21 protein-coding genes are annotated in these 23,978 nt (G+C 74.1%); 14 read left to right on the top strand and 7 right to left on the bottom strand.

Annotation, left to right across the window (positions count from 1 at the left end; all coding sequences use genetic code 11):
• Positions 1–69: 69 nt before the first annotated feature.
• Positions 70–1,476 carry a KamA family radical SAM protein gene (locus KBX63_RS30060; RefSeq protein ID WP_210917074.1) on the bottom strand — a complete coding sequence of 469 codons (1,407 nt, stop codon included), beginning with the start codon at positions 1,474–1,476 and terminating at the stop codon, positions 70–72.
• A gap of 154 nt (positions 1,477–1,630) precedes the next feature.
• Between KBX63_RS30060 and KBX63_RS30055 the strand changes: the two genes are divergently transcribed.
• From KBX63_RS30055 to KBX63_RS30015, 9 genes are all read left to right on the top strand, one after another.
• Positions 1,631–2,680 carry a zinc-binding alcohol dehydrogenase gene (locus tag KBX63_RS30055; protein WP_210917086.1) on the top strand — a complete coding sequence of 350 codons (1,050 nt, stop codon included), beginning with the start codon at positions 1,631–1,633 and terminating at the stop codon, positions 2,678–2,680.
• 4 nt (positions 2,681–2,684) lie between these two features.
• Positions 2,685–4,250 carry an amidohydrolase gene (locus tag KBX63_RS30050; RefSeq protein ID WP_210917072.1) on the top strand — a complete coding sequence of 522 codons (1,566 nt, stop codon included), beginning with the start codon at positions 2,685–2,687 and terminating at the stop codon, positions 4,248–4,250.
• Entirely contained in the window at positions 4,247–5,809 is a 1,563-nt protein-coding gene (locus KBX63_RS30045; RefSeq protein ID WP_210917070.1) for a lysine 5,6-aminomutase subunit alpha, read from the top strand. The genes KBX63_RS30050 and KBX63_RS30045 overlap by 4 nt, the downstream gene beginning before the upstream one ends.
• Positions 5,806–6,570, top strand: a complete 765-nt coding sequence (locus tag KBX63_RS30040) for an OAM dimerization domain-containing protein (RefSeq protein WP_210917066.1) — start codon at positions 5,806–5,808, stop codon at positions 6,568–6,570. The genes KBX63_RS30045 and KBX63_RS30040 overlap by 4 nt, the downstream gene beginning before the upstream one ends.
• The gene (locus KBX63_RS30035; protein ID WP_210917063.1) at positions 6,567–6,959 is read left to right on the top strand and encodes a hotdog domain-containing protein; all 393 of its coding nucleotides are present in this window, start codon (positions 6,567–6,569) and stop codon (positions 6,957–6,959) included. The genes KBX63_RS30040 and KBX63_RS30035 overlap by 4 nt, the downstream gene beginning before the upstream one ends.
• The gene (locus tag KBX63_RS30030; RefSeq protein WP_210917061.1) at positions 6,956–8,293 is read left to right on the top strand and encodes a glutamate mutase L; all 1,338 of its coding nucleotides are present in this window, start codon (positions 6,956–6,958) and stop codon (positions 8,291–8,293) included. Before KBX63_RS30035 ends, KBX63_RS30030 begins: the two co-directional genes overlap by 4 nt.
• A 478-nt stretch (positions 8,294–8,771) precedes the next feature.
• Positions 8,772–10,406, top strand: a complete 1,635-nt coding sequence (lnt, locus tag KBX63_RS30025) for an apolipoprotein N-acyltransferase (protein WP_374102283.1) — start codon at positions 8,772–8,774, stop codon at positions 10,404–10,406.
• Positions 10,407–10,440: 34 nt separating this feature from the next.
• Complete coding sequence (locus KBX63_RS30020) at positions 10,441–11,250, top strand: polyprenol monophosphomannose synthase (protein WP_210917058.1); 810 nt, start codon at positions 10,441–10,443, stop codon at positions 11,248–11,250.
• 65 nt (positions 11,251–11,315) lie between these two features.
• Positions 11,316–11,840, top strand: a complete 525-nt coding sequence (locus KBX63_RS30015; RefSeq protein WP_210917056.1) for an FxsA family protein — start codon at positions 11,316–11,318, stop codon at positions 11,838–11,840.
• Positions 11,841–11,905: 65 nt separating this feature from the next.
• On the opposite strand, the gene KBX63_RS30010 is transcribed toward KBX63_RS30015, so the two are convergent.
• Entirely contained in the window at positions 11,906–12,247 is a 342-nt protein-coding gene (locus KBX63_RS30010) for an RNA polymerase-binding protein RbpA (protein ID WP_007070998.1), read from the bottom strand.
• Between the two features lie 222 nt (positions 12,248–12,469).
• On the opposite strand from KBX63_RS30010, the gene KBX63_RS30005 reads away from it, so the two are divergent.
• Positions 12,470–13,951 carry a peptide MFS transporter gene (locus KBX63_RS30005; RefSeq protein ID WP_210917054.1) on the top strand — a complete coding sequence of 494 codons (1,482 nt, stop codon included), beginning with the start codon at positions 12,470–12,472 and terminating at the stop codon, positions 13,949–13,951.
• 19 nt (positions 13,952–13,970) lie between these two features.
• On the opposite strand, the gene KBX63_RS30000 is transcribed toward KBX63_RS30005, so the two are convergent.
• Positions 13,971–15,128: a hypothetical protein gene (locus KBX63_RS30000; protein WP_210917053.1), complete on the bottom strand. Its 1,158-nt coding sequence runs from the start codon at positions 15,126–15,128 to the stop codon at positions 13,971–13,973.
• 46 nt (positions 15,129–15,174) lie between these two features.
• On the bottom strand, positions 15,175–16,524 hold the full coding sequence (locus KBX63_RS29995; RefSeq protein WP_210917052.1) for an MFS transporter: 1,350 nt from the start codon (positions 16,522–16,524) through the stop codon (positions 15,175–15,177).
• A gap of 57 nt (positions 16,525–16,581) precedes the next feature.
• On the opposite strand from KBX63_RS29995, the gene KBX63_RS29990 reads away from it, so the two are divergent.
• From KBX63_RS29990 to KBX63_RS29980, 3 genes are read left to right on the top strand one after another with little or no spacing between them, the layout of a single operon-like run.
• A complete protein-coding gene (locus KBX63_RS29990; RefSeq protein WP_247663638.1) occupies positions 16,582–17,229 on the top strand; it encodes a TetR/AcrR family transcriptional regulator in 648 nt (215 codons plus the stop codon).
• 57 nt (positions 17,230–17,286) lie between these two features.
• Positions 17,287–18,621: an NAD(P)/FAD-dependent oxidoreductase gene (locus KBX63_RS29985; protein WP_210917050.1), complete on the top strand. Its 1,335-nt coding sequence runs from the start codon at positions 17,287–17,289 to the stop codon at positions 18,619–18,621.
• 11 nt (positions 18,622–18,632) lie between these two features.
• Positions 18,633–19,457 carry an SDR family oxidoreductase gene (locus KBX63_RS29980; RefSeq protein WP_210917048.1) on the top strand — a complete coding sequence of 275 codons (825 nt, stop codon included), beginning with the start codon at positions 18,633–18,635 and terminating at the stop codon, positions 19,455–19,457.
• A gap of 7 nt (positions 19,458–19,464) precedes the next feature.
• Here KBX63_RS29980 and KBX63_RS29975 read toward each other — a convergent pair whose 3' ends face one another.
• A complete protein-coding gene (locus KBX63_RS29975; protein ID WP_374102282.1) occupies positions 19,465–20,142 on the bottom strand; it encodes a LysE family translocator in 678 nt (225 codons plus the stop codon).
• A 205-nt stretch (positions 20,143–20,347) separates the two neighbouring features.
• Here KBX63_RS29975 and KBX63_RS29970 point away from each other — a divergent pair, with 205 nt between their 5' ends.
• On the top strand, positions 20,348–20,845 hold the full coding sequence (locus KBX63_RS29970; RefSeq protein WP_210917045.1) for a DUF1992 domain-containing protein: 498 nt from the start codon (positions 20,348–20,350) through the stop codon (positions 20,843–20,845).
• Between the two features lie 27 nt (positions 20,846–20,872).
• Here the strand turns inward: KBX63_RS29970 and KBX63_RS29965 are convergent, their stop codons facing one another.
• Positions 20,873–23,215 (bottom strand): ABC transporter permease, encoded by a 2,343-nt coding sequence (locus KBX63_RS29965; RefSeq protein WP_307871888.1) that lies wholly within the window; start codon positions 23,213–23,215, stop codon positions 20,873–20,875.
• Positions 23,212–23,904, bottom strand: a complete 693-nt coding sequence (locus tag KBX63_RS29960; RefSeq protein WP_210917043.1) for an ABC transporter ATP-binding protein — start codon at positions 23,902–23,904, stop codon at positions 23,212–23,214. Before KBX63_RS29960 ends, KBX63_RS29965 begins: the two co-directional genes overlap by 4 nt.
• Positions 23,905–23,978: the final 74 nt, after the last annotated feature.

Below are 23,978 nucleotides of genomic sequence, written 5' to 3'. Positions count from 1 at the left end.
GATCTAGGGCGAATCGTCGTCAGTCGACCTCTACGCACGACGATTCGCCCTAGATCGACGCCGAAAGGGTCAGTCGTCGCGGTGGTCGGCCCACCACTGCTGACCGTCGGCGGGGAGGGTGTCGATCGGGTCGTAGTAGGCGTAGCGCTTGTTGAGCGCCTCCAGGTCGGCGGACTCGATGGAGGTGCGGTAGTTCTTGGTCCAGTAGGAGATGCCGCGGTCGCGGTCGTAGTCGGTGAGCATGTGCACCCAGCGCTTGCCGACGAAGGGGACGTCGCAGACGATCCGCGGGGTGGCGTAGCCGGGCAGGTAGCCCATGATGTCGTGCTGGAGCTGCTGGGCGTGCCAGACCGGGACCCGCCAGTGTTCGGCGTTGGGGATCATGTCGCACATGTAGAAGTAGTACGGCAGGATCCCGGCCTCGCCCTGGAGCGCGAAGCAGAGGTCGAGCAGGTCGGGGGTGGTGGCGTTCACCCCGCGCATGAGGACGCCCTGGTTGCGGACGTCGCGGACGCCGACGTCGAGGGCGGTCTGGGTGGCCTTGGCGACCAGTGGGGTGAGCGACTGGGCGTGGTTGACGTGGGTGTGGATGGCGAGGTTGACGCCGCGGCGGGCGGCGGTGCGGGCGACGCGTTCCAGGCCCTCGACCACGTCGGGCTGCAGCCAGTGCTGGGGCAGGCCCATGAGGGCCTTGGTGGCGAGCCGGATGTCGCGGACCGTCTCCAGTTCCAGCAGGCGCATCAGGTACGACTCGAGGTTGCGCCAGGGCACGTTGGCCACGTCGCCACCGGAGACGACGACGTCGCGGACGCCGGGGTGGGCCTTGAGGTAGCTGATGTGGGCGTCGTAGCGCTCGACGGGCTTGAGGGTGAGTTTGAGCTTGTCGACGGCGGGGGTGGAGTTGCCGACGAGGTCCATCCGGGTGCAGTGCCCGCAGTACTGGGGGCAGGTGGAGAGCAGCTCGGCGAGGACCTTGGTGGGGTAGCGGTGGGTGAGCCCCTCGGCGACCCACATGTCGTGCTCGTGCAGGGAGTCGCGGCTGGCGTACGGGTGCGACGGCCAGTCGGTGCGTCGGTCGGAGGCGACCGGGATCATGTAGCGGCGGATGGGGTCGGCGAGCAGCGCCTCGGTGGTGAGGGTCGCGAACGGCACCATCGTGTTGATCATCTGGGGTGGCACCAGCATGGACATGGTGGCCAGTGCCTGCTGGTCGGCCTGGAGGTCGGCGTAGAAGCTCTCGTCGATGAGGTCGCCGAAGACGACGCGCAGCTGCTTGATGTTCTTGACGCAGTTGACGCGCTGCCACTGGGCGGACTCCCACTGGTCGCGGGTGACGTGGCGCCAGCCGGGGAAGCGGGTCCAGTCCGGCTCGACCAGGGGGTGGCGGCGGTATTCGTACGGCTGCCCGGCGGTCGGTACGGCGACCGGGGCGTGACGGGGTTGAGGGATGGTCTCAACCGGTTGGGTCTGGGTCACGGCCCCTCCTTGGTGCTGCGGCTGATCAACGAAACTCGAAGGCTACTGGAAAATATCCGGTGAAGTAATTAGTCTGCCGTAAGTTTTCCCGTTACGCGAGTCCCTGGCCGGGGCTTCGGGCGGCTGGACAGGGGAGGTCGGCGTGACGTCACCGGTGGGACTGCACCGCGTCGTGGAACCGGCGGGGGTGCTGCCGCAGGCGGCCTGGCGGTTGGACGCGTCCGCCGCGATCGCGCCGAACGAGGTGCGGATCCGGGTGGAGCGGTTGAACCTGGACGCGGCGAGCTTCCGGCAGCTGTCGGAGAAGCACGGCGGGGACGGCGACGCGGTCCGCGTCGAGGTGCTGGAGATCATCTCCACCAGGGGGAAGATGCAGAACCCGGTGACCGGGTCGGGCGGGATGCTGATCGGCACGGTCGAGGAGGCCGGGCGGCGCTCCCCGCTGGGCCTCAAGCCGGGCGAGCGGGTCGCCACCCTGGTGTCGCTGACCCTGACCCCGCTGGTGGTGACCGACGGGCTGGCCCGCTGGGACGGGCGCAGCGAGCAGGTGCCCTGCGACGGGTGGGCGATCCTGTTCGCGCGCTCCATCGCCGCGGTGCTGCCGGACGACGAGGATCCGCAGCTGTCCCTGGCCGTGCTGGACGTGTGCGGGGCGCCCGCGCTGACCGCGCGGGTGGTGTCGCGCCACGTCGAGGAGCGGCATCGTGCCGGCGATCCGACGCCGGTGCGCGTCGCGGTGATCGGCGGCGCGGGCAAGAGTGGGTCGCTGTCGCTGGCCGCGGCGCGGCGGGCGGGCGCCGCGCGTACCGTCGGGGTGGTGCCGGTGGCGGCGGAGCGCGACGCGCTGACGGCCGCCGGCCTGGCCTCGGTGGTGGCGATGGCCGACGCCCGGGATCCGGTGGCGCTGTCCACCGCGGTGACCACCGCCCTGGGCAGCCCGGCGGACGTGACGGTGGTCTGCGTGGACGTGCCGGGCTGCGAGCACGGGGCGGTGCTGGCCACCGCCGACGGCGGCACGGTGATCTTCTTCTCGATGGCGACGAGCTTCTCCGCCGCGGCGCTGGGCGCCGAGGGGCTGGCCGCGGACGTGACGATGCTGGTGGGCAACGGGTACGTGCCGGGGCACGCGGAGCTGGCGTTGGGGCTGCTGCGCGCCGAGCCGGGGGTGCGTCGGCTGTTCGCGGCGCGGATCGCGGCAGACTGAGGTCATGACGAACCCCTCGACCTTGTACCGCGGCGGCGTGTTGCACTGTCCCGCCGACCCGAGCGCGACCGCGTTGCTGGTTTCCGGTGGGCGGATCGCCTGGCTGGGGACCGATGGTGACGCGCCGCCGGCCGACCGGGTGGTGGACCTCGGCGGGGCGCTGGTGACGCCGGCGTTCGTCGACGCGCACGTGCACGCCACGGACACCGGGTTGACGCTGTCCGGGCTGGAGTTGTCCGGGGTGCGCTCGGCGGCCGGGTTGCTGGACGCGGTGGCCGCGTTCGCGGCCGGCCTGCCGGCGGACGCGGTGGTGCTGGGGCACGGCTGGGACGAGTCGGGCTGGCCGGACCCGGCGCTGCCGGACGCGGCGGCGCTGGACCGGGCGGCCGGTGGCCGGCGGGTGTACCTGTCGCAGGCGTCCATCCACTCGGCGCTGGTGTCGACGGCGCTGCTGGCGGCGTGCCCGCAGGCGGCGGCCGCGGCCGGGTACGACGCGTCGGGGTGGTTGCGTCGCGACGCGCATCACGTGGTGCGGGCGGTGGCGCAGGGATCGGTGAGCCGGGCGCAGCGGGTCGCCGCGCAGCGGGTGGCCCTGGCACACGCGGCGTCGCTGGGTATCGCCGCGGTGCACGAGTGCGGCGGCCCGGACATCTCCGACGAGGAGGACTTCACGGGTCTGCTGGGCATCTCCGGCGCCGGGTTGCCGGAGGTGTACGGGTACTGGGGTGAGCTGGGTGGCGCGGCGCGGGCCCGGGAGTTGGGCGCGGTGGGCGCCGGTGGTGACCTGTTCGCCGACGGGGCGTTGGGTTCGCGCACGGCGCACGTGTCGCAGCCGTACGGCGACGGTGACGGCTGCGGGCACGGGTACCTGTCGGTCGAGCAGGTGCGCGACCACCTGCTGGACTGTGTGGCGCACGGCATGCAGGGCGGGTTCCACGCGATCGGTGACGCGGCGATCGGCACGGTGCTGGAGGGCTTCGCGGCGGCGGCGACGACGCTGGGCGTGGAGCGGCTGCGTGCCGCCCGGCACCGCATCGAGCACGCGGAGATCATGAACAAGCGGCTGATCGCCGGGTTCGTGGAGTACGGGGTCGTGGCGAGCATGCAGCCGGCGTTCGACCGGTTGTGGGGTGGCGCGGGCCGGATGTACGAGTCGCGGCTGGGTCTGGACCGGTCGTTGGAGTCCAACCCGATGGGCGCGATGCACGGGGTGGGGGTGACGCTGGCGTTCGGGTCGGATTCGCCGGTGACGCCGCTGGACCCGTGGGGGTCGGTGCGGGCGGCGGCGGTGCACCACAACCCGGCGCAGCGGATGAGCGTGCGCTCGGCGTTCGCCGCGCACACGCGCGGCGGGTGGCGGGCGGTGCACCTGGACGTCGAGGGGGTGTTGGCGTTGGGTGCGCCGGCGACGTTCGCGGTGTGGTCGACGCCGGCCGGCGTTCATCGGGGCCTGCCGGTGCTGCTGGCCGAGGATCCGGAGCTGCGGGGTCCGGACGACCCGACGCCGCTGCCGGTGTGCCGGAGCCTGGTGCTGCGCGGTGAGGTCATCTATCAGGAAGGGTCGTCGTGACCGGGAAGCTCGATCTTGATCCGTTGCTGGTGGCCAGGGCGCGGGAGTTGGCGCGTCGGGCCGGGCAGCCGGTGGTGGACCTGGCGCGCAGCCACACCACGGTGTCGGTGGAGCGGGCGGTGCTGCGGCTGGCCGGGGTGACTGGCGCCGACCCGGACGGCATTCCGTGGGTGAACCGGCTCGTCGACGCGGTCGTCGCGGACGTGGGGCTGGGTCACGGGGTGGCCGTGCCGGTGTTCGACGCCCTCGCCCGTGAGGGCGTGACGGACGTGACGCTGCTGGCGCAGAAGGCCGCCGCCGGTTCGGTGCGCTTCACCGTGCCCACCGGGCGGGCGGCCACGGCCGCGCGGTCCGCGGCGCGCAGGGCGGTCGGCGCGGGTATCCGGCGTATCGATCGGCGGCGCGCGGAACGCGACCGCCTCGTGAAGCGGCACGGGGACCCGAAGCAGCGGCCGTGGATCTACCTGATCGTGGCGACCGGGGACATCTACGAGGACATCCCGCAGGCGCAGGCGGCGGCGCGGGCGGGCGCGGACGTCATCGCGGTGATCCGCTCCACAGGGCAGTCGTTGCTGGACTACGTGCCCGAGGGCGCGACCCGGGAGGGGTTCGCCGGCACGTACGCCACACAGGAGAACTTCCGGCTGATGCGGGCGGCGCTGGACGAGTCGTCGAAGGAGTTGGGCCGCTACGTGCGGTTGACCAACTACGCGTCCGGGCTGTGCATGCCGGAGATGGCGACCCTCGCGGGGTTGGAACGCCTCGACATGATGCTGAACGACTCGATGTACGGAATCTTGTTCCGCGACATCAACCCGATCCGCACGTTCGTGGACCAGCGGTTCTCCCGGCAGGTCCACGCCCGCGCCGGCATCATCATCAACACCGGTGAGGACAACTACCTGACCACCGCCGACGCGGTCGACGAGGCGCACACGGTGACCGTGTCGCAGCTGCTCAACGAGTTCTTCGCGCACGAGGCGGGTCTGGCGGACTGGCAGTTGGGGCTGGGGCACGCGTTCGAGATCAACCCGGAGGTGCCGGAGTCGTTCCGGTTGGAGTTGGCGCACGCGCTGCTGGCGCGGGAGCTGTTCCCGGACGCCCCGCTGAAGTGGATGCCGCCGACCAAGCACATGACCGGCGACGTGTTCCGGGGCAACCTGCTCGACGGGTTCTTCAACCTGGCGGGCGTGCTGACCGGTCAGGGCATCCTGCTGGTGGGGATGATGACCGAGGCCGTGGTGACGCCGTGGCTGTCCGACCGTGACATCGCCCTGCAGAACGTGCGGTACGTGCTGGGCGCGGCCGGTGGGCTGCACGAGGACTTCGTGCCGGCGCCGGGCGGGTTCATCCGGCGGCGCGCCAACCAGGTCCTCGGTGAGGCGTTGGATCTGCTGGAGCGCATCGGGGAGCAGACGCTGCTGACCGCGATCGCCGAGGGCACGTTCGGGATCATGAAGCGGCCGGCGGACCGCGGCAAGGGCCTCGCCGGGGTCGCCGCGCACGAGGCCGACTACTGCAACCCGGCCACCGAGATCCTGGAAGGGGATGCGGCATGAGCGCCGTCGACGCCGCGAAGAAGATCGTGCGGCCGTACGGGGACACCACCGGCGACGGGATGGTGCAGGTGTCGTTCACCCTGCCGGTGTCGCACGACAAGCGGGCCGAGGGCGCGGCGGTGCAATTGGCCAACCGGATGGGCATCGACCCGGCGATGGTGGTGCACGCCAAGCCGATGGGCGACGGGTTCACCTTCTTCGTCGTCTACGGGCGGGTGAACCACCTGGTCGACCTCAACGCCGTGCAGGTGGTGGAGCGGGACTTCGCGCTGCTGTCGGCCAAGGAGGTCAACACGGTGGTCAAGCAGCGGCTGCGGCGCAAGCTGTCCGTGGTCGGGGCGTGCATCGGCACCGACGCGCACACCGTGGGCATCGACGCGATCCTCAACGTCAAGGGCATCGCGGGGGAGAAAGGCCTGGAGTACTACCGGGAGCTGAAGGTCACCAACCTGGGCGCGCAGGTCAGCGTGCCGGAGCTGGTGGAGGCCGCCCGGGCGGAGAAGGCCGACGCGGTGCTCGTGTCGCAGGTCGTCACCCAGCGCGACGCGCACCTGCACAACACCCGGGAGATGTCCGCGGCGTTCCGCGAGGCGATGCCCGCCGGGCGGCGGCCGTTGCTGATCGTCGGTGGCCCCCGGTTCGACGAGTCGATGACCGACGAGTTGGGCGTGGACCGGATCTTCGGTCGGGGCACCACGCCCGGCGAGGTGGCCAGCTATCTGGTGCACGCCCTGATCACGCAGCGGAAGGCGATGGCATGACGGACTCCAGGCTCGGGTTGACGGTGACGCACCGGCGGTACGTGCCGTACTCGCACGCCCACTACGCCGGCAACCTCGTCGACGGGGCGTACGCCCTCGCACTGTTCGGCGACGTGGCCACGGAGGTGTGCATCCGTACTGACGGTGACGAGGGTCTGTTCGCGGGCTATTCGGACGTGCGGTTCAGCGCGCCCATCCGCGCCGGTGACGTGGTGCAGGTGACCGCGCGGGTGTCGCGGGTGGGCTCCCGCAGCCGCACCTTGGAGCTGGAGTGCGCGGTGGTGTGCCGGGGCCGGCCGGACCGCTCCGAGTCCGCCGCCGAGGTCCTCGACCCGCCGATCGTGGCGGTCACCGCGACCGGCACCGTGGTCGTTCCCGCCGCGTCGTGACCCTGGCGGTCTGCGCGGACGTCGGCTCCACGTACACCAAGGCGGCCGTGGTGGACCTGGCCGCCGGTGTGCTGGTGGGCGCGGCGGCGGCGCCCACCACGGTGGGCAGCGACGTGCTGCACGGCCTGGACGCCGCGGTCGCGGCGGCCACCGCCGGGCTGGGCGTGCGGGACGTGCCGTGGTACGTGTGCTCGTCGGCGGGCGGTGGGCTGCGGTTGGCCGTGATCGGCTACGAGCCGCTGGTCACCGCGCAGGCGGGTCGGCGGGTCGGGTTGTCCGCCGGGGCGCACGTGGTGCACGTGGCGGCCGGGCGGCTCGGCGCGGCGGACCTGGCGGCGCTGCGGGCGGCCCGACCGGACGTGGTGCTGCTGGTCGGCGGCACCGACGGCGGTGACGCCGACACGATCACCCACAACGCGACCCGGCTGGCCCGGGCCCGCTGGCGGGTGCCGGTGGTGCTCGCCGGCAACGGCGACGTACGCGCGGAGCTGACCGGGCTGCTGGAGTCCGCCGGGGTGCCGGTGACGGCGGCGGAGAACGTGCTGCCCCGCATCGGGGTGCTCGCTCCCGCGTCGGCGCGGGCGGCGATCCGCGGGGTGTTCCTGCGTCACGTCATCGGCGGCAAGCGGCTGTCCCGGGGCGGCCGGTTCGCGCGGCTGGTGCGGGCGGCCACTCCCGACGCGGTCCTCACCGGGGTGGAGGTGCTCGCCGACGCCATCGGCGGGGACCTGGCCGTGGTCGACGTGGGTGGGGCCACCACCGACGTGTACTCGGTGCTCACCCCCGACGAGCGGGCCACCGGGCCGGGCCGGGAGGTCGCCGGCAGCCTGTGGCGGGCCCGGACCGTGGAGGGGGACCTGGGTATGCGGTGGAGCGCTCCCGGGGTCGTCCTTGCCGCCGTGGACGAGCGGCTGCTGGCACCCGGGGAGCAGGACGACCTGGCGGCGGCCGCGGCGCGCCGTGCCGCCGACCCGGCGTTCCTGGCCGGCGACGACGCCGAGCGGGCCGTGGACGCCCGGATCGTCACCCTGGCGGCGACGGTGGCGCTGCGCCGGCACGCCCGGGGTGCCGCGACCGGCGAACGCGCGGGCCGGGACCTGCGCGACGTGCGGCTGATGGTGGGTTCCGGTGGGGTGCTGCGGCACGCGCCGGCGGACGCGGCGGGGCAGGTGCTGACGGCGGTCCTGGGCGACCACGCCGGGGGGTGGGCGCTGCCGCGCGCCGCCCGGCCGGTGGTGGACACCGACTACGTGCTGGCCGCCGGGGGGCTGCTCGCCGAGGAGCACCGGACGGCCGCGGGGGCGCTGCTGCGCCACCATCTGGCCACCCATTGAGACACGCCGACCCGACACGCCGTGGTGCAACACACGACAGGCCGGGGGTGGGTTGACAGGGGGCGGGGTGCAACACGTACCGTCTTTGAGTCCTACCACGGGAAGCGGCTGTTGTTCGCTTCGTCCCTTCGTCCGCTGGCCGAGCGACAGTTTCAGCGTCATCGTCGCGGCGGCCAGGTCCAGCGGGCGGGGGTCGGCGGGGCGGCGCGAACCGGTCGCGGTTACCGGTGTACGGGCAGGGTGAGGTGCACGGCCAGTAGACAACGGCCCGGCGGGGGCAGCCAGTCCGCGTCCGGTCGGTCCGAAGGTCGGCGTGCCTCGTCCTCGCCGCACCGGCCGGGGAGGGCCTGGGAGCATCGGGGCGCGGCGCGAGCCGCGCCCCGATTTCATGCCCGCCGGGTGGTCCGTCCCCGGCGGGCCGATGCGGCCGACACGCCCGCCGGCCAGGTAGCCTTCGCCCCGTGATCGAGGAACTGCGGTGACGACACTGGACCGGGACGAGACGCGTGCCCCGGCGGTGCCGCCCCGGCCGGTCGTCGCCGGCCGCCCGCTGCCGCTCAGGGCCGCCGTGCCGATGGCGGTGGCCGCCGGGCTGGCCCTGCTGGTCGCGTTCCCGCCGTACGGGCTGTGGCCGCTCGCGCCCGTCGGGGTGGCGTTGCTGGCCGCCGCGGCGCACCGGCGCCGGTTGCGCGCCGGAGCGGGCCTGGGCTTCCTCACCGGGGTGGCCCTGTTCGCGCCGCTGCTGGCCTGGACGAACCTGCACACCGGCTACCTGCCGTGGGTGCTGCTGTCGCTGTTGCAGGCCGGGTACCTGGCGCTGCTCGGCGCCGCCACCGCCTGGGTGTCGCCGCTGGCCGACCGGAGCCGGTGGGCGTGGCCGGCGCTGACCGGGCTGCTCTGGGTCGGGCAGGAGGCGTTGCGCGACCGGACCCCGTTCGGCGGGTTCCCGTGGGGGCGGCTGGCGTTCAGCCAGGACTCCTCGCCGCTGCTGCGCCTTGCCGCGCTGGGCGGTGCGCCGCTGGTCACCTTCGCGGCGGCCCTCATCGGTGGGCTGCTGGTCACCGCCGCCTGGCGGGGCGTCACCGCCGCCCGGGAGACACCGCCGGGTGGCGCGCCCGCGCGGCGCTGGTTGCCGATGGCCGTACCGGCCGCCGCCGCCGTGGCGCTGGGCGCGGCGGGCCTGCTGGTGCCGGTCGCGTCCGCCGGGTCGGGCGCCCCGGTGACCGTGGCGATCGTGCAGGGCAACGTGCCGCGCCTGGGGCTGGACTTCAACGCCCAGCGGCAGGCCGTGCTGAACAACCACGTCGACGCGACCCTGGAGCTGGCGGCGCGGGTCGCGGCCGGCGCGCAACGCCAACCCGACCTGGTGGTGTGGCCGGAGAACTCCAGCGACATCGACCCGCTGCGCAACCCCACCGCCGGGGCCCGCATCGCCCAGGCCGCCGACACGGTCCGCGCGCCGATCCTGGTCGGCGCGGTGCTGCTCGGCCCCGGCCCCGGCGAGGTCCGCAACGCGGGCATCCTGTGGCGCCCCGGCACCGGCGCGGACCTGAGCCAGCTGTACACCAAGCGGCACCCGGTGCCGTTCGCCGAGTACGTGCCGCTGCGCGAGGTCGCCCGGAAGGTCAGCAAGCAGGTCGACCTGATCCGCAACGACTTCGTTCCCGGCAGCACCCCGGGCGTGGTACGCGTCGGCCCGGCGGTGCTCGGCGACGTGATCTGCTTCGAGGTCGCCTACGACGAGGTGGTCCGCGACACCGTCACCGGCGGCGCGCAGCTGCTGGTGGTGCAGACCAACAACGCCACCTTCGACGTGGCGGAGGCCCGCCAGCAGCTGGCCATGGTGCGCCTGCGGGCGGTCGAGCACGGCCGTCCGGCGCTGATGGCCTCCACGGTCGGGGTGTCCGGGTTCGTCGCCCCCGACGGGCGGGTAAGCGACGCCACCGGGTTCAACACCCGGGAGGTCGTGGTGCGGGAGATGCGGCTCGACGACGGACGCACCCTCGCCACCCGGCTCGGCTGGTGGCCGGAGCTGGCGCTCGCCGGGCTGGCCACGGCCGCCCTGGTCGGCGCGGCGGTGCTGCGCCGGCGGCAACGGATCCTGCCCGGATAGCAGCAGCCGGTACGCCGGCGGGAGCGGAGGAACCGTGATCCAGGCGACCGATACCGTCCGACGTCCCGACGAGGTACCCGGCGTGGGCCGGGTGCTGGTGGTGATCCCCACCTACAACGAGGCCGACAACATCGCCGCGATCGTGGCCCGGGTCCGCCGGGCCGCCCCGGCGGTGCAGATCCTCATCGCCGACGACAACAGCCCCGACGGCACCGGCGCCATCGCCGACCGCCTCGCGGACGCCGACGCGCACGTGCAGGTCATGCACCGGGAGGGCAAGCAGGGTCTCGGGGCGGCGTACCTGGCCGGGTTCGACTGGGCGCGCGAGCGCGGCTACCAGGCGGTGGTGGAGATGGACGCCGACGGCTCACACGCCCCGGAGGACCTGCCGGCGCTGCTGCGGGCCGCCCGCGACGCGGACGTGGTGATCGGGTCGCGGTGGACCACCGGCGCGCGGGTGGTGAACTGGCCGCTGCGGCGGCTGCTGCTGTCGCGCTTCGGGAACCTGTACGCGCGCCTCGCGCTGGGTATGCCGGTCTCGGACGCCACCGGCGGCTACCGGGTGTACCGGCTCAGCGCGCTGGACGCCATCGACCTGGCGTCGGTGTGCTCACAGGGCTACTCGTTCCAGGTGGAGCTGTCCCGGCTCGCGCACCAGGCCGGGGTGCGGATCGTGGAGGTGCCGATCACCTTCGCCGAACGGGAGCGCGGGGACAGCAAGATGAGCCCGCGGATCGTCGCCGAGGCGCTGTGGCGGATCACCACCTGGGGGGTGCAGGACCGCCGGCAGGCGGTGCGCCGGGGCCTGCACGGCACCCCCACCGGTCAGGTGCGGTGGCCGTGAGCGCGGACGTGTCATGCTGGATGGGCGGGACACGTTTCTGTGTCGCGGGATGGCGATGAGGTGAGATGCGCCGAGGACTGAGGTTCGTACCGTTGGCCCTGCTGCTGGCGGTGGTGCTGGAGCTTGCGGTGTTCGTCCTGGTGGGGCGGGCGCTCGGATTCGGTGCGGCGGTGCTGCTGGTGTTCGCGGCCTCGCTGCTCGGGCTGGTGCTGCTGCGCCGGGAGGGGATGCGCGCCTGGCGTGGTTTCCGCTCCGCCGCCGCGGCCGGGCAGCCACCGGGGCGGCAGGTGATTGACGGGCTCGTGGGGTTGGGCGGCGCGCTGCTGCTGGCGGTGCCCGGTCTGGTCAGCGGGCTGGTGGGGCTGCTGCTGATGGTGCCGCCGGTGCGGCGCCTGGCCCGCGCCGGCGTGCAACGCACCACCGAGCGGCGGGTGTCGTCGATGGTCGCCGGTGACCTGTTCGGGCCGCGTACGGTGCGGGTGCGCCAGGGTGCGCCGCAACCGACACCGCGTCCGGAGCCGGAGCAGCCGGTGGTGGTCGACGGCGGCCGGGCCATCGAGGGCGAGATCATCGAGCCTGGCCGCAACTGACGTCGGACACGACGGCGCCCCCGGGGGAAGATCCCCGGGGGCGCCGTCGTCGTGCGGATTGCGGCTCAGGCGCGGCCGCGGCGGGTACGAACCTCCTGGAGCCTCTCGGCGAGGATGTCCTCAAGCTCGGCGATCGAGCGCCGCTCCAGCAGCATGTCCCAGTGGGTACGCGGCGGCTTGGCCTTCTTCTGCTCCGGCTCAGTGCCGTCGACGAGTCGAGCGACGCTGCCGTCGAACTTGCACTCCCAGGTCGTCGGGACCTCGGCGTCGACGGCGAACGGCACCTCGAACTGGTGGCCCTTGGCGCAGAGGTACTCGCGGGTCTGGCGCGGCGCGAGCTCCGTGTTGCGGTCGGATTCATAGCTGACCGCGCCCAGGCGGCTTCCGCGCAGCATACGCTCGCCCATGATCGACTTCCCCTCGTTCGTGGTGCTGGTCTTCTGGGTGTAACGGTGCGTTCCCGTCGAGCCATTCCCGCCCGAGGGCGTGAGGCGCCCACGGGTGGGCCGGGACCAAGGGTAGCCGGCCAGGACGGTCACCCGGCCAGGTGATCCCCGGCCGGGTCGGAACGGTGGAGTGTTTCGGCCGCCACCGGGGATGTTAACCGCCCGAGTGCAGCGGAGGTTGCGATGGCCCATGACGTCCCGGTCGAGCGTCCGGCCCCCACCGGGCGGACGTTCTTCGGTCATCCCCGGGCACTGGCCACCCTCTTCCTCACCGAGATGTGGGAGCGGTTCAGCTTCTACGGCATGCGGGCGATCCTCGTGCTGTACCTCACCGCCGAGGCCGCCGACGACGGGCTGGGCCTGAGCGAGTCCAGCGCCAACGCGGTCTACGGCACGTACAACGCGATGGTGTACCTGATGGCGCTGCCCGGCGGCTGGGTCGCCGACCGGCTGATCGGGGCCCGGCGCAGCGTGCTGTGGGGCGGGGTGGTGATCGCCGCCGGGCACTACGTGATGGCGGTGCCCACCCGGTGGAGCGTCTTCGCCGGGATGACCCTCATCGTCCTCGGCACCGGCCTGCTGAAACCCAACATCTCCACCATGGTCGGCGCGCTGTACGACCGGGACTCGCCGCGCCGCGACGCCGGCTTCTCGATCTTCTACATGGGCATCAACCTGGGCGCGTTCATCGCCCCGCTGATCACCGGCTTCCTCGGCGAGAAGATCAACTGGCATCTCGGGTTCGCCGTCGCCGCGGTCGGGATGACCTTCGGCGTCATCCAGTACGTGCTGGGCCGGCGCAACCTGGGCGACGCCGGGGACCGCCCGGCCGATCCGCTGCTCGGCGCCGACCGCCGACGGGCGCTCACCCGCGCCGGGGTGGTGGTCGCGGTGCTCGTCGTGCTCGTCGCCGCCCTCGCGCTGGCCGGGCTGTTCACCATCAACACGGTGGTGAACACACTCACCGCGGTCACCGTGCTGGTGACCATCGGCTACTTTGCCCGGATCATGACCGACCGGGAGCTCAGCGCGACCGAACGCAGCCGGATGAAGGCGTACCTGTGGCTGTTCGTGTTCGCCGCCGCGTTCTGGCTGATCTACGACCAGGCCGGGTCGGTGCTGAACATCTTCGCCGCCGAGCACACCGACCGGGACGTCGCCGGCTTCACCTTCCCGGCGTCCTGGCTCCAGTCCGTCAACCCGATCCTGGTCATCATCGGGGCGCCGCTGTTCGCGCTGCTCTGGCTGCGGGTGGGCAACCGGGTGTCCACGCCGGTGAAGTTCGCCGTCGGCCTGGTGCTCAACGGCCTGTCGTTCGTGCTGATGGCCGCCGCCGCGCAGGCCGCCGTCGGCGGTGACCTGGTGTCCCCGTGGTGGCTGGTGGCGGTCTTCGCCATCCAGGTCGCCGGTGAGCTGTCGCTGAGCCCGGTCGGCCTGTCCGCCACCACCAAGCTGGCGCCGGTGAAGTACGCCAGTCAGATGCTGGGGCTGTGGTTCCTCGCCACCGCCGTCGGCGACGCGATCGGCGGGCAGGTCGCGCGGCTCGCCGACGCATGGTCCGAGTCGACCTACTTCCTCACCTTCGGCCTGGCGTCGGTGGCGTTCGGGCTGGGCGCGGTGATGTTCGCCCGGCACATCCGCGCCCTGATGGCCGGCATCCACTGACCGCCCGGGACGCCGCCCGTCAACGGGTGGCGTCGTCTCCAGTGGCGGCGCCGAGCCGGGCCAGCGCCAGGGCCAGGTCGCTGACCTGGTCGCCGAGCTGCGCCACCCGCCGCTGGGCCAGGTCACGGTCGGTCTCGGCGGCCTCGAGCCGTACCGTCAGGGCGGTGAGCCGGCCCTCGGAGGTGGCCGCGGCCTGCCGGGCGGCGGCCAGTTCGGCGGCGAGGGTGTCGCGGTGGGCGGCGGTGGCGGTCAGCTCCGCGCGGAGCTGCGCGGCCAGCTCGGCGGCCTCCTGCCGGGCGTTGTCGGCCTCCCTCGCGGCGACCTGCGCGCGGTCGCGGGCCCGGTCGGCCTGTTCCCGGGCCCGGGCCGCGTCGGCGGCCTCCGTGCGGGTCCGGGCGGCGTCGGCGCGGGCCTGGTCGATCTGGCGCCGGACGTCCTGGACCTCGGTCTGCCATCGCCCGGCCCGCTCGGTCGCCTCGGCGGCGGCCCGGGTGGCCCGTTCGGTGTCGGCGCGTACCGCGTCGCGTTCGACGGTCAGGTCGGCCACCCGCTGCCGCTCGGTGTCGCGTTCCGCGCGCAGGTCGCGCAGCTCGTGGCGCGCCTGGTCACGGTCCCGCTCGGCCTGGGCCCGCAGGGCCTCGGCCGCGCTGGCGTCGTGCCGGGCATGGTCGCGGGCGGCCTCGGCGCGCTGGGCGCGCTCGTCGGCCGTCGCGGCCCGTTGCCCGGCCCGCTCGGCGTGCTGCCGGGCCTGCTCGGCGGCGGCCGTCGCCTCGCGGGCCTGCTCGCGGGCGCGGGCCGCGTCGGCCGCCGCGTCCTCGGCGTCACCACGGGCCTCGTCGCGTTCGGTCTGCGCCGCCACGATCTCGGTGGCGGCCTCGGCGCGGGCCTGGGCGAGCTGCCGCTGCACACCCACCGGGGACAGCTCGGCGTGCAGCGCCTCGGTCAACGTCTCGATGATCTGGTCGAGCCGGTCCACCGCCTCCCAGGTGCGGGCCACCTGCCCGGGCAGGCCGGGGGCGTTGCGGTGGCGCATCCGGCTGTTGCGGGAGGCGCGTTGGCAGGCGCCGTCGTTGTCCCGGCAGTAGCGGAACGGCCGACCCGCGCCGACACGCTGCGGCACCGGCCGTCCACAGTGGGCACACGGACGGGTTTCGGTGGGGGTGGGCTGGGCGTCCATCGAGGGCGAAGTCTAGTGCCGGGCGGTCGACGGCGTCGCCGCGCCGTCAGCTGCCCGCCCGGGCGGTCGCGTCCAGGGTGTAGCGGCGTTGCAGCAGCAGAGCGGCGAGCATCGCTGCGGCGGGCAGCAGCCCGAACCCGTAGCGGACCGCCGCGAGCGCCGCGTCCGGCTGGACCGGCGTGTGACCGGCCGTCGAGGCCACGAACCCACCGACGGTCAGGCACAGGGCGTACGCGTACGGGCCGAGGGCCGCGCCGGTGGCCTCGGTGGCCGTCCACACCCCGGTGTAGGTGCCGGCGCCGGCCGCGCCCGCCGCGCCGATCACGTCGGGCAGCATCGAGAACGGCAGCAGCTGCATGCCGGCGAACGCCACCCCGAGCACCGCCACCGCGCCGATCAGCACCGGCAGGCCGGCCGGGCGGCCCACCGCCAGCACCAGTGAGCCGGCCGCGAACGCGCCCTGCGCGCCGAGCAGCGCCCGCTGCTTGCCGATGCGGCGGGCCAGCACCAGCCAGAGCGGGGTGACCAGCAGCGCCGGCGCGACGAACGCCGCCACCAGCACCGTGGTCAGGCCGGGTGCGCGCAGCTCGTACTCGGCGTAGTAGGGCACCCCGGCCAGCACCAGGTGAGTGGTGGTGGACATGGCCAGGTAGGCGGCGACCAGCCAGCGGAACTGCCGGTCGCGCAGCGCGGTGCGCAACGCCCGCCACCCGCCGTGCCCCGCGCAAGCGGTCGCCGCCGCGGAGCCGCGCAGCCGTGCGATGCCGGCGACGCCGACCAGCATGGCGGCCAGCATCCCCACCGCCAGGACCACGCCCATCCGCTGGTAGCCGGCGCGGGTCGCGGCGTCGCCGCCGGTGAGCAGCGGGGCCAGCAGCCCGGAGACGAGGATGCCCAGGGTCAGCACGACCATCCGGAACGCCATCAGCCGGGTGCGTTCGTGGTAGCCGATCCGCAGGTCGGCCGGGGTGGCCAGGTAGGGGACCTGGTAGGCGGCGAAGAGCAGGTTGCCGGCGACGAAGAACACCGCCACCCACGCGGCGGCCGGTGCGCCCGTCAGCCCGCCGGGCACCGCGAAGAGCGCGGCGAACGCGACCGGCAGGGCGCAGCCGAGCAGCAGCAGCCGCCGCCGGTCGCCCCGTCGGGTCTGCTCGACGTCGGCGCGGTGCCCGACCCACGGGTGCAGCAGCACGTCGGCGACCTTCGGCAGCAGCAGCGCGAGGCCGGCCAGCCACGGCCCGACGGCCAGCACGTCGGTGAGGAAGTAGAGCAGCAGCAGGCCGGGCACGGTCACCCAGACACCCATGCCGAGCGAGCCGGCGGCGAAGCCGGCCAGCGGGCCGCGGGGCAGCGTCGCTTCGGTGGCGGCAGCGGGCCGCCGGTCGAGCCCGGTCATCGCCGCATCCTCTCCGCAATCCAACGGTTGCTGGATTCTAGGGGCAGAATGGCGGCCATGACCATGCCCCGACGCCGTCCGGGTCGGCCCCGTCGCGACGAGAGCCGGCCGACCCGCGAGGTGGTGCTCACCGCGGCCACCGCGCTCTTCGCCGAGCGCGGCTTCGACGCCGTCGGGCTGCGGGAGGTCGCCGCCGCCGCCGGCGTCGACGTGGCCACGGTCGCCCACCACACGGGTACGAAGGCCGCGCTCTACGACGCCTGCTTCGCGCGGGTCTTCGCCGCCGAGCGGGAGGTCCTGACCGAGGCCGCCGCGCAGGCCCGCTCGGTTCTCGACGCGGGGCCGGACGCGGCACGGCGCGCTCTGCACGACCTGGTCGACGTCTTCGTCGACTTCCTCGAAGACCGCCCGGAGACCACCGCGCTGTGGCTGCGTCGCTGGCTGGAACCGCAGCGGCACGCCGAGCTCGACCAACGCTACGCCGAGCCGCTGTACCGGCTGGTGACGGAGCTGCTCACGGCTGCCGCGGCGGCCGGCGCGCTGGTCGAACCGACTCCGCACATCACCGTGCGGAGCCTGGTGTGGGCCGCACACGGGCACGTGGTGGCGCTGGCCGCGGGTGCGCCGGGCGCCCGGGAGCGGCGCGAGTTCCGGTTGTTCGTGCACCGCTTCCTGGACGGGCTGTACGGACCGCCGGGCCCTTGACGGGCCCACCTGCTCACGACGATTATCCATCGGACGTTGGATTAAGTGGGGGCAGCGATGGGCGTACGACCCAGGGCGGCGGTGATCGGCGCCGGCGCGGCCGGGCTCGCCGCGGTCAAGGCACTGCTCGACGCCGGCGTGCCGACGGTCTGCTTCGAGGCCACCGACCAGGTCGGCGGCCTCTGGGTGTACGGGGCACCCGACTCGCCCGCGTACCGCACGCTGCACCTGAACACCAGCCGCCGTCGCACCCAGTTCGCCGACCACCCGATGCCCACCGACTGGCCCGACTACCCCGACCACCGGCGGATCGCCGGCTACCTCGCCGACTACGCCGACCGGTTCGGGCTGCGGGACACCATCCGCCTGCGGCACACCGTCGAGCAGGTCACCCAGGATCGCGCCGGCACCTGGACGGTGCGGGCGAGCGGACCGGACGGGCCGGTCGAGGTCACCGTCGAGGCCGTGGTCGTCGCCAACGGCCACAACCGGGCGCCCCGGCTGCCCGACCCGCCGTACCCCGGCACCTGCACCGCCGAACAGCTGCACAGCCACGACTACCGGGGCCCGGAACAACTGGCGGGCAGGCGGGTCCTGGTCGTCGGAGGCGGCAACTCCGCGATGGACATCGCGGTGGACGCCTCGTACGCGGCAAGCCGCACCCTGCTGTCGCTGCGCCGAGGTGTCTGGGTGGTGCCGAAGTACCTGCTGGGCCGCCCCTCGGACACCCTCAACGGGGCGCTGGCCCGCCGGCTGCCGTGGCGACTGCGCCAACGCATCAGCCAGGCCATGCTCACCACCACCGTCGGCAGTCCCGCCCGCTACGGCCTGCCCGCGCCCACCCACGGCTTCCTGCAGGACCACCCGACGCTCTCCGACGGGTTGCTGTCCCGGCTGACCCACGGCGACATCGAGGCCCGCCCCGGCGTGGCCGCCCTCGACGGCGACCGGGTCGCGTTCACCGACGGCCGCAGCGACAGCGTCGATCTGATCATCTGGTGCACCGGCTACCGGGTGGAGATCCCGTTCCTCGACCCGGCGTTGCTCAGCGGTGGCGCCGACACCCTGGCGCTGTACCGGCACGTGTTCCACCCCGACGCCCCCGGCCTGAGCTTCGTCGGACTGATGCAGTCCACCGGGTCGGCGTTCCCGCTGGTGGAGGCGCAGGCCAAGCTGATCGCGGCGCAGCTCGCCGGCCGGTACGCCCTACCTGAGCCGGACCGGCAGCGGGCCGCCTGCCGGGCCGAGCTGCGGGCCGCGACCGCCCGCTGGGGCCAGCGCCGCCCGGCGATGCGGGTGGACTTCGACACCTACCTGGCCGACCTGACCCGGGAGCTGACCGCCGGCGCCCGCCGCGCCCGCGCGGCCACGCCGGTCGGAGCCCGGCGGTGAGGGGCCGGGCGGTGAACGGCCTGACCGGCCGCCGGGTGCTGGTGACCGGGGCGAGCGGCACCTTCGGCCGTCACCTCGGCGCCGCGCTGACCGCCGCCGGCGCCCGGGTGGTGGGGCTCGACCTGCACCCACGGCCCGACGAGGACCTGCCGGTGCTCGGCTGCGACCTGACCGACCCGGCCGCCGTGCCGCCGGCGGTGCGGGCCGCCGTCGATCGACTCGACGGCCTCGACCTGCTGATCAACAACGCCGGCGTCGGTGGCCCCGCCCCGGCCGAGCTGCCGCCGGACGAGGTGGTCCGCCGGCAGCTCGAGGTCAACCTGCTGGCCGCCTGGCGGACCACCGCCGCGGCGCTGCCCGCACTGCTGCCCGCACGGGGACGGGTGATCTTCGTGGCCAGCCGGATGGCGGTGCTGCCGCTGCCGCTCGCCGCCGCGTACGGGGTCAGCAAAAGGGCCCTGGTCGCGTACGCCGACGCGCTGCGCCACGAGGTCGGCACCCACGTCGGGGTGAGCGTCGTCTACCCGAGCATGGTGGCCTCACCGATCCACGACAGCACCGCCGAGGCCGGCCTGTCCCTGCGAGGGGTATCCCGGCCGGAGCCCGTCGAGGGTGTCGTCGCGGCGATCCTGCGCGCCGCCACCGCCCGACGGGCACCCCGGGACGTGGCGACCACCACGCGCGGGCGCCTGGAGATGGCCGTCGGCCGGCACGCGCCCGCGCTGGCCGACCGGCTGGTACGTCGTACCCTGGCCGCCCGGCTCGCGGCCGGCGACCTGGACGCCGCGCCGCTCGCCACCGGAATGGTCCGCCGGCACCGCGACCTGGGCCGCTGAGCGCGACTCAGGTGGTGGCGATCGCGGCGCGGGAGCGGTCGGCGGCGATCCGGACAGCCAGCGCCGCCAGCGCCGTACCGGTCACCCACTGCTGCACCCGCAGCCAGACCGGCCGCCGGGCGAAGAAACCGGCCAGCGCGCCGGCGCTGAGCACGATCAGCGCGTTCACGCTCAGCGCGACGGCGATCTGGGTCAGGCCGAGCAGCAGGCTCTGCGCCGCCAGGTGCCCCCGCCCAGGATCGACGAACTGCGGCAGCAGCGAGACGTAGAGGATGGCGATCTTCGGGTTGAGCAGGTTGGTGACCAGGCCCATGGTGAACAGCCGTCGCGGCCGGTCCGGCGGCAGCGGCGCGGGCGTGAACGGGCTGCGCCCAACCGGGCGCAGCGTCCGCCAGGCCAGCCAGAGCAGGTAGCCGGCCCCGGCCAGCTTCACCACCGCGTACAGCGCCGGCACCAGGACGAAGACGGCCGCCAGTCCGGCGACCGCCGCGGCCAGGTAGACGCCGAACCCGGCGGCCACCCCGAGCAGCGAGACCATCCCGGCGCGGCGGCCCTGCGCCACCGAACGGGAGACCAGGTAGACCATGTTCGGGCCGGGCGTGAGCACCAGCCCCAACCCCACCAGCGCGATACCCAGCAGCGCACCCGCACTCGCTATGACGACCCCCCCCCGTTGCACCGACACCCGCACCGACCGTAGGCCGGGCGGCCACCCCGGCACAGGTCCACCTGCCGGGCCGTGGCCTGCCTGGTGGAACCGGTCGTTCGGGCGGAAACCACACCCGGCGCGTGGCGACGGGAATGGCAGCCGGCCCGGGCGCGCTGACCCGTTGCGGTGCGCACTGCCGGCCGGAGGCGGCGCGTTACGGTGGCCAGGGAGGTGCCGCAGGGTGACCGAAGCGTGGGAAGCGGCCGTGGAGGCGCAGATCCAGGGGGCCGTGCAACGCGGCGAGTTCGACGACCTGCCCGGCATGGGCAAGCCGATCCCCGGCCGCGGAACGCCGTACGACGAGTCGTGGTGGATCAAGAGTTTCCTGGAGCGCGAGGCGCTCCCCAGCGACCTGCTGCTGCCCACGCCGCTGCAACTGCGCCGGCGCATCGAGCAGGTCCCCGCCGAGGTCCGCGACCTGCCCACCGAGCAGTCCGTCCGGGACTTCGTGGGTCAGCTGAACGCCCAGATCGTGGCCTGGCTGCGTAACCCCGAAGGCCCCAGGGTGGCGGTGCGGCCAGTGAACGTCGACGAGGTGGTCCGCCACTGGCGCGCCGAACGCTCGGCGCGTGAGCGCTCCGCGCCCGCCGCCCGGCCGCACACCACCGCGCCCGCCGTCGCACCGGCACGCCGGTCGCGGTGGGGGTGGCTGCCGTGGCGCCGCCGCCGGGCGCACTGATCCGCCCGGCGCGGCTGCCCCGCCTCGTCACTCGTTGTGCAGCACCTCCGCGATCGTCAGCCGCGCCGCGGAGCGGGCCGGGAGGAGCGCGCCGAGGACGGTGATGGCGAGGCCCGCGCCGGCCAGCAGCGCGAGGCCGCCGGGCTGCCACACCTGAAGCAGTGCCTTCGCGAGGCTCAGGTTCGCCGCGTCCGCCGTGATCGGCACCACGACGCGGTGGGCGAGCATCCCCAGCGGTACGCCGAGCAGCCCGCCGACCACCCCCAACGCCGCCATCGACGTCACCATCATCACGACCACCTGCCGGGGCGTCATCCCGATCGACTTGAGCATGCCCAGGTCCCGGCGGCGGTCACGGGTGTTGAGCACCACCGTGTTGAAGACGCCGAGCGCCGCGACGAGCCCGAGCAGCAGCGTGAGCACCGTGGACAGCGCCACGACCGCCGTCGTGTACGAGTTCGAGCCGCCGTTGTCCCACACGTCGAGTCCCGGGTCGGCGGTGCGGATCGCGGCGAGGTACCGCCCGGTGTCGGTGCCCGGCGCCACGGCGAGCGCGTAGTACATCTCGTGCGGGAGGATCCGGTAGTTCGGCGCGAGGCGTTCGAACGTGTCCCACCCGGCGACCATCCTCGGCCACCCGGGCGCGGTGGACATGATCTCACCGACGACGGTCACCGACCGTTCCCGCGCACCGAACCGCACGGTGGCCCGGTCACCGACGGCCAGCCCGTGGTCGTGCAGGACCGTCGACGGCGCGACGACCTCGTCCGGAGCGCGCAGCCAGCGCCCGGTGACGATCTGGTCCGCAAAGCCCATGGCCGGCACGTCGCCCCGGACGAAGTACACGGTCGCCGGCTCCCGGTCACCGACGATCGACACCTCCAGGTCCAGTCCACCGGCCACCCGCGTCGTGCCCGGCACCGAGCGCAGCAACTGCTCCACCTCCGGCACCGACCGCTGCGTCACCGGCTGACCCCCGTCCGGGCGCAACGGCCGTACCGCGATCGGGGTGTCCTTCAGGTCGGTGAGATCGGAGTAGCGGCGCACCGTCTCCGACATGCCCGTCGCGAACGTCACGGTGACCACGCCGAGCACGACCGCCGCCATCGTCAGCGCCGTCCGGGCCGGACGCGCGAACGGCAGGCCGAGGCCGAGGCTGACGGCGCGGGGCAGCCGGATGCCACCGAGCGCCCGCTGCACCCGCAGCGCGCGGCCGGGCCGCGGCGCGCTGCCGGCGCTGATCGCCTCCGCTGCCGACAGCCGGTACGCGCGCAGCGCCGGCACGAGTGCGGCCAGCAGGACGACCGCCGGCGCCCCCACCAGCGCGGCGACGTCGATCCACGGCGCGACGCCGACCTCGGCGCCGAAACCCAGCCCCAGGAACGCGGACCGCAGCAGCGGGCGGGCACCCAGATCGCCCAGCACCGTGCCGAGGACGCAGCCGACGACGGCCGGCACCGACACCATCGCGAGGTACACCGCCACGACCTGCCGTGGCGTGAACCCCATCGCCTTGAGAACGCCGATGTGCCGGTAGCCGGAGACGACCGCACCGCTGACGACGTTGCCGACGATGAGGACCGCCACGATCAGCCCCAGGACGCCGAAGACGACGAGGAACGGCACGTACGCGCCGGGCCCGGCGGCGATGGTCTCCTTGACCACGAGGTGCGACTGGGTGGCGACCAGCGCGTCCGGAGGCAGCCCGGTCCGCAGCGCGGCGACGTGGCCGTCGACCTCGCTCGTGGTGCCGGCGTCGGCGAAGCGGTACAACATCTGGACCGTCGTCGGGCGCAGCGCGGCGATCCGGTCCGGCGCCACCCAGGCGTCGGCGGTCCGGCTGATGCTGTAGCCACGGCCGACCACGGTGAACGTCGTGCCGTCGGCGAGGGTGACCCGGTCGTCCTCGGGCCGGAACCGTGCCTGGTAGCCGGCGGCCGGCGGCGCCTCGTTCAGCACGACCTCACCCGGCCCGGTAACCCAGCGTCCGTGCCAGATGTCCACGGTGTCGACCGGACCGCCCGGGTCGGCGCGCCCGACGACGGTGAGGGGGCGGCCCTGCAGGCGAGGTACGTTCCCGTCGCGGGACGTGTCGACGGTGGCCTGCCGGAACGGGCCGGCGATCGCCGTGACGTCCGGCCGGTGCCCGGCGAGCTGCGCGTCGGTGACAGCCGCCGCGTCGTACGTCGCGACGACGTGCGCGCCCCGGCGTTCCGCGAACGCCCGGTCGAATGGCGCCGACGAGGCGTCCAGCAGCGCGAGGGCGACCACGATGGACGCGGTGGAGAGCAGCACGACAAGACCGATCACGAACGTCTGCAGCCGGCGGCGGCGTACCGCCGCGCGGGACGCCCGCCACACCGCGCTCACGCCTTCTCCAGGGTGCGCTCACGGGCGATCCGGCCGTCGGCGAGCTCCACCACGCGGCTCGCGCACCGGGTGGCGAGCCGTTCGTCGTGCGTGACGATCAGCAGTGTCTGCCCGATCTGGTTGAGGTCGAGCAGCAGGTCCATCACCTGCTCGCCGGCCCGGCTGTCCAGGGCGCCGGTCGGCTCGTCGGCCAGCAGCAGCGCCGGGCGGTTCATCAGGGCCCGGGCGACCGCGACCCGCTGCCGCTCGCCGCCGCTGAGCGCGGCCGGGTACGCGTTGCGCCGGTCGGCGATGCCCAACTCGTCGAGCAGTTCCAGGGCCCGTTGGCGTGCCGGTCCCGCCTTGCTGCCGGTCAGCTGGGCGGCGAGGGCGACGTTGTCCAGCGCGGGCAGGTCGTCGAGGAGGTTGAAGAACTGGAAGATCATGCCGATCCGGTGCCGGCGGAACAGCGCGAGCCCCGTCTCGTTCTTGCGGCCCAGGTCCTCGCCCTGCACGACGACCGTGCCGGCGGTGGGCCGGTCCAGCCCGGCGATCATGTTGAGCAGCGTGGACTTCCCGCAGCCGGACGGGCCCATCACCGCGACCGCCTCACCGGCCCGGATCGACAGTGACACCCCGTCGAGGGCGGTGGTGTCGCCGTACTCCTTGCGGACTCCGTCGAGCAGTACGACGGTCGCGTCTGTGGTCATGGCAGCAAGCTACGGTCGACGGCACCGGTCGGGCATCCCTCCGGGGATGCAACTCGCCCAGGTCGTCATCCCGG

This window comes from Micromonospora sp. U21, from assembly GCF_018070045.1.
Classification (GTDB): domain Bacteria; phylum Actinomycetota; class Actinomycetes; order Mycobacteriales; family Micromonosporaceae; genus Micromonospora.
This window is presented reverse-complemented; position numbering and strand designations above follow the sequence as displayed.